Annotated in this window: 5 protein-coding genes; all 5 read left to right on the top strand. The window is 41.4% G+C overall.

From position 1 onward, the window contains the following. Positions 1-245, top strand: a 245-nt coding sequence (locus Q0236_RS06330; RefSeq protein ID WP_297916151.1) for a peptidyl-prolyl cis-trans isomerase, incomplete at its 5' end; no start/stop codon positions are given. 236 nt (positions 246-481) lie between these two features. Next, positions 482-1,081 (top strand): DedA family protein, encoded by a 600-nt coding sequence (locus Q0236_RS06335; RefSeq protein ID WP_297916153.1) that lies wholly within the window; start codon positions 482-484, stop codon positions 1,079-1,081. A 315-nt stretch (positions 1,082-1,396) separates the two neighbouring features. Next, a complete protein-coding gene (locus Q0236_RS06340; RefSeq protein ID WP_297916154.1) occupies positions 1,397-2,803 on the top strand; it encodes an aspartate ammonia-lyase in 1,407 nt (468 codons plus the stop codon). A gap of 286 nt (positions 2,804-3,089) precedes the next feature. Beyond that, the gene (locus tag Q0236_RS06345) at positions 3,090-4,433 is read left to right on the top strand and encodes an anaerobic C4-dicarboxylate transporter (RefSeq protein ID WP_297916156.1); all 1,344 of its coding nucleotides are present in this window, start codon (positions 3,090-3,092) and stop codon (positions 4,431-4,433) included. Between the two features lie 283 nt (positions 4,434-4,716). Further along, positions 4,717-5,244 (top strand): NAD(P)H-dependent oxidoreductase, encoded by a 528-nt coding sequence (locus Q0236_RS06350; protein ID WP_297916158.1) that lies wholly within the window; start codon positions 4,717-4,719, stop codon positions 5,242-5,244. Positions 5,245-5,616: the final 372 nt, after the last annotated feature.

Consider the following 5,616-nt stretch of genomic DNA (forward strand, 5'->3'; position numbering starts at 1 on the left):
TGGTGCCGGAGTTTGAAAAAGCGGCGTTTGCGCTAAAAGATGGCGAGATGAGCAAAACTCCGGTAAAGACACAATTCGGATATCATGTAATCTACAAAGAAAGCAGCAAAAAGGCTGAGACTATGCCGTTTGAAAAGGTAAAAGATCTCATCAAAAATCAGCTACTTCCAAGCAAAGTAAACAAAAAAATCGATGACAAGGCTAATGAGCTATTCGGCAAACTAAACATCGAATACGCAAAATAGTTTTAATTTTAAGGCGCGAGGCTATTAAATTTATAATGCAAGTTCGCTGCAGCGGCAACTTGTAAGGATAAAATTTAGCCCGCGCCTTTGTTTTATATGCGCTAAATTTTGCGAAATTTTAAGCTCACTCTTATATCATCGGATTATTGAATTCTAAATTTATTCGCTCTGCCGATGTTAAATTTGCGGAATTTTAAGCGTAGCTAGTTTTTTACACATTAAATCAAGGAATTCAAATGCTTTCTAATATCGTAAATTTTATCGTAGAATTTGTCGCAGGTTGGGGATACCTTGGCATTTTTGTGATGATGTTTTTAGAAAGCAGCTTCTTTCCTTTCCCAAGTGAAGTCGTGATGATCCCTGCGGGCTATCTGGCCTCAAAATCGCAGATGAGCTTTGTTATAGCATTTGTTTGTGGGCTTGGCGGCAGCATCACCGGCGCGCTGTTTAATTACTATCTATGCTACTTTTTTGGACGTAAGATTATCGCTAAATACGGCAAATACGTAGGCATCACCGAGGAGAAATTTGCAAAATTCGAAGCTTTTTTTAACCGCCATGGCGAAATTTCAACGTTTAACTGCCGCTTAATCCCAGGTATTCGTCAATACATCAGCCTTCCTGCGGGCCTTGCAAAGATGAATGTCGCGCGCTTCGTGCTATTTACTGGGCTTGGAGCTGCGATTTGGACATTAATACTTATGAGTTTGGGCTATTTCATCGGCGAAAACGAGGAGCTAATCAAGCAAGATCTGCATCTAATTACGATCGCTCTGTTCGCCGTCGTCATTATAATCTCGCTTCTATATGTTTATTTTATAAAACGCAAAAAATAGTTCCACGCCAGTAAATACAAATACAATGAAAAATTCCATTTTATCGCCTTTAAGTTCAAATTTTTCAAATTATAATTTAAGCTAAACAAGAATTTTTATAATTTCACTTTCATAATCTACGTGCGATGCAATATTTCTATTAAAGTGTAATTATGCCTTAGTAGCGAATTCCAAAATATTTTTTAAGTAAAATTCTATTTAAAGCCTTAAATAATCATACTAATTTCTAAATTTTAATTTTTCGTTACGTTTTAAGCTGCTTTTAATACTAAAAGCTTTAAAATTCCATTAACAATTTCAACGAAAGGACTTATTATGGCAAAGACCAGAAAAGAACACGATTTCATCGGAGAGCTAGAAATCTCCGACGACGTATATTACGGTGTGCAAACATTTAGAGCACTCGAGAATTTCCATTTAAGTGGACGACCGCTCAAAGACTATCCGTTTTTTATCAAAGCATTTGCACAAATCAAAAAAGCAGCTGCACTAGCCAATAAAGAGGTCGGAGTCCTAGACGCACAAAAAGCCGATGCGATTGCAAAAGCTTGCGATAGGCTCATCGCAGGAGAGTTTAGAGATCAATTCGTAGTCGATATGATCCAAGGCGGCGCCGGAACTTCGACGAATATGAATACCAACGAGGTCATTACAAACATAGCTTTGGAGAGCATGGGACATAAAAAGGGCGAATACCAATACCTCCATCCAAACGACCACACAAATTTGGGTCAAAGCACCAACGATACCTATCCTAGCTCGATCAAAGTCGCCGCTTACGCCAAGCTAACCGATCTACTAAAAGCTATGGAAAATTTGAAAAAAGAGCTTGAAGTCAAAGCCAAAGAATACAAAGATGTCATCAAAATGGGAAGGACGGAGCTTGAGGATGCCGTTCCTACTACTCTTGGAAACACTTTCAACGCTTTTGCTACCTACATCAAAACCGATATCGCACTTATCAAAGCTGCTAGAGAGTCGATGACTTACCTAAATATGGGCGCTACGGCGATCGGCACAGGTATCAACTGCCATCCTGATTACAAAAACGTAGTCGAGAAAAAACTGGGTGAAATCACCGGCGTTAAATTTAAAGCCGCGGAGGACTTCATCGCAGCTACCCAAGATACTGCCGATTTCGTTCACGTTAGCGGCGCTCTAAAAACTGCCGCGGTTCGACTAAGCAAGATCGCAAACGATTTAAGATTAATGAACTCAGGCCCAAGATGCGGTCTTGGCGAGATAAATTTACCTCAGATGCAGCCTGGCAGCTCTATCATGCCTGGTAAAGTAAATCCGGTCATCGCAGAGGTCGTAGGCGAGGCATGCTACGAGGTAATCGGCAACGACGTAACTATCATGCTTTGCTCCGAGCGCGGAGAATTCGAGCTTAATGCGTTTGAGCCTGGCATCGCATATGCGCTATTTAACTCGATTGTGCTTTTGGAAAATGCGATGAATACACTAGCTGAAAAAGCTATCAAACATCTAAAAGCAAACCCTGAAGCTTGCCTAAAATCGGTGCTAAATTCTGTTGGTATTGTTACTGCATTCAATCCATACATCGGCTACGAAAAATCCGCAAGTATCGCCAAAGAGGCACTTCAGACCGGAAAATCCGTCGGCGAAATCTGCTTAGAGCGCGGATATTTGAAAAAAGAGGAGATCGATAAGATCCTAGAGCCTAAATCTATGCTCAACCCACATATGAGCAAAAAATAGTTTCAAACTAGGTGCGGCGCGGAATTTCGTCGGTTAATTTAATAGGCGAAATTCCGCAAAGTAGAATTCTAAATAGATAAAATTGATCGTGCAGAATTCCGTAGATGCAGAATTTCATCAAGTTAGATTTAGCTTCCGTGGAGTAAAATTCCACTTGCGAAATTTTAGGATAAAATTCCGCATAGAATTCCGACCACTGAATTATAAAGATAATTCGGATTTTACCTGCTGAAATCTTTAGAATTCTGCGCGCCGTTAAAAAAATTACTTTATAAGGAGTTTTGCAATGGACTTTATGGTGATATTGCAATTTATCGTGTTGCTCGGCGGCATCTACCTAGGCGTTAAGCTAGGCGGCATGGGCGTCGGTTATGCAGGCGGCTTGGGCGTTGTCGTCCTAGCCATTTTGGGTATGAAGGTCGATATGAAGGACATCCCGATTGACGTTATCCTAATTATCGCATCGGTAATCTCCGCGATTACGGCGCTGCAAGTCGCAGGCGGACTTGATTATTTGGTGCAGGTAGCATCTAAAATTTTAAGGAAAAATCCTAAGCAGATCAACTTCCTAGCGCCTATCGTTACCTATCTACTTACGATACTTGCGGGCACCGGACATACTGCGTTTTCTATGATCCCGGTTATCGTCGAGGTCGCAAAGACGCAGAACATCAAGCCTTCCGCTCCTCTTGCGCTTTCGGTCGTTTCATCTCAGGTAGCGATTACTGCGAGCCCTATTTCGGCGGCGTTCGTCGCTATGAGTGGCTTGTGCGAAAAGCTAGGCGTTAGCTATCCTAAGCTTTTGTTTATCTGCATCTCTACTACCTTCGTAGCTATGATCATCACGGCTTTCATCGTAAATAAATTTTACGATCTCGATCTTTCAAAAGACCCTGTTTACAAAGAGAGACTTTCAAAAGGTCTTGTAGCCGAGATCAAAGCCGAGGAGTATAAAGAGCCAAAGCCTTACGCGAAAAGATCGGTTGCGATATTTGCTATCGGCGTTTTGATCGTCGTTTGCTATGCACTTGCGATCTCAAAGAGCGTAGGCTTGGTAGAAAAACCGATCCTTTCAAGAGATAGCGCGATCATCAGCTTTATGCTAACTATCGGCTTTCTTATCGCTGTTTTGTGCAAGATCGATACGGGCAAACTGCTCTCTACCAGCACTTTCCAAAGCGGTATGAATGCGTGCATCTGCGTCATCGGTATCGCGTGGCTCGGTACTACTTTCGTAAACGGTCACATCGACAGCATCAAAGAGGTAGCTAAAAACGTCGTTACGCAGTATCCTTTCGTACTGGCTATCGCACTATACTTCCTAAGCTGCTTGCTATACTCACAGGCTGCGACCACAAAGGTTATGATGCCTGCTGTTGCCGCCGCGCTTGGAATGACCAGCCCTGAAAATTCAGGTCAAATTTGGATCTTAGTCGCATCGTTCGCAGCCGTTTCGGGCTTGTTCGTGCTCCCTACCTATCCTACGACGCTCGGCGCGATCGCTATGGACGATACCGGAACGACTAGAGTCGGTAAATTTGTATTTAACCACTCATTCTTCCTTCCGGGAACCATTATGGTTGCGCTTTCGGTCGCTCTAGGATTTATCGTAGCTCCTGCGCTAATCTAAGATTAGTATTCCTTTCATTTGCGCCGAATTTTTCGGCGCATTTTTCATACCATTTAAAATTTTTAATACAATTTAATAGATAAAATTCTATCGATTTTGGGGTCTGCCATATTTGCTTATAAATTTAACTTCTAATCGCATGCAAAAAACTACAAGTCTTCCGGTAGTATTTGAGTGGAAGTAAAATTTTATTTGAAATTTCATACCCATATTATGCTAGATGATAAATCAAAATTTCAGCCAAAAAACATATAATGTAAGAAATTTAAAACAAGGATAAAATATGAAAAATCTCATCATCATCGCTCATCCCGATATGGCAAGCTCGCACGCAAACAAGGCGTGGCGCGAGGTAGCCAAAAAGCAAGCGGATAAATTTGATATTCACGAAATTTACGCTGCTTATCCGAACGGCAAAATAAACGTAGCGCGCGAGCAGGAGTTACTTTTGAGCCACGATAAAATTATCATTCAGTTTCCACTTTATTGGTACAGCTATCCGCCGCTTTTAAAGCAGTGGTTCGACGATGTATTCGCCTACGGCTGGGCTTACGGCAGCACCGGCGGCAAGCTAAAAGGTAAAGAATTCTCCCTAGCGATCACTATAGGCGACGAGCAAAGCAACTATAAAAAAGACGGCACGATCGGATTTGACATAGAGGAAGTTATCACGCCTTTTAAATGCGCGATGAATTTTACAGGCGCCAAGCTGCTGCCGTGCCACTTTGGCTATGGATTTTCATTTCATCCAGATAGCGAATATATCGCAAAAAGTGCAGAAAAATACAAAGAATTTTTAGCAAAATTTTAAAATTTACAAAGGCAAAATCGCTTTTTTAGTCGCGAAATTTTATTTTAAAAAGTGGCGGATGAAGATCGTCTCGTTTCATCTGCACTGCTTGGCACGCTTCCTGGATCGCTATTTTTGCGTTGCACACACAGCCTGCTGAATAATCCCCCACCCTTTTGATCGTAAAATTTTATTCCCTTCTCCTCTCCCCATAAATGGGCAAAGTTTACGTTAAAAATTTATACGAAATTTTTCCGTATAGAGCATGCTTTAGTGCAGCCATATAAAAAATCAATGAGCATAAAATTTTACCTAAAAATTTGCACCCCCTCGCAATAATACTCGTCTTAAATTTACATAAGGCATCAAAAAAAATCTATGCACATTCGCCGC

It is taken from the genome of uncultured Campylobacter sp., assembly GCF_938031315.1.
GTDB lineage: Bacteria > Campylobacterota > Campylobacteria > Campylobacterales > Campylobacteraceae > Campylobacter_B.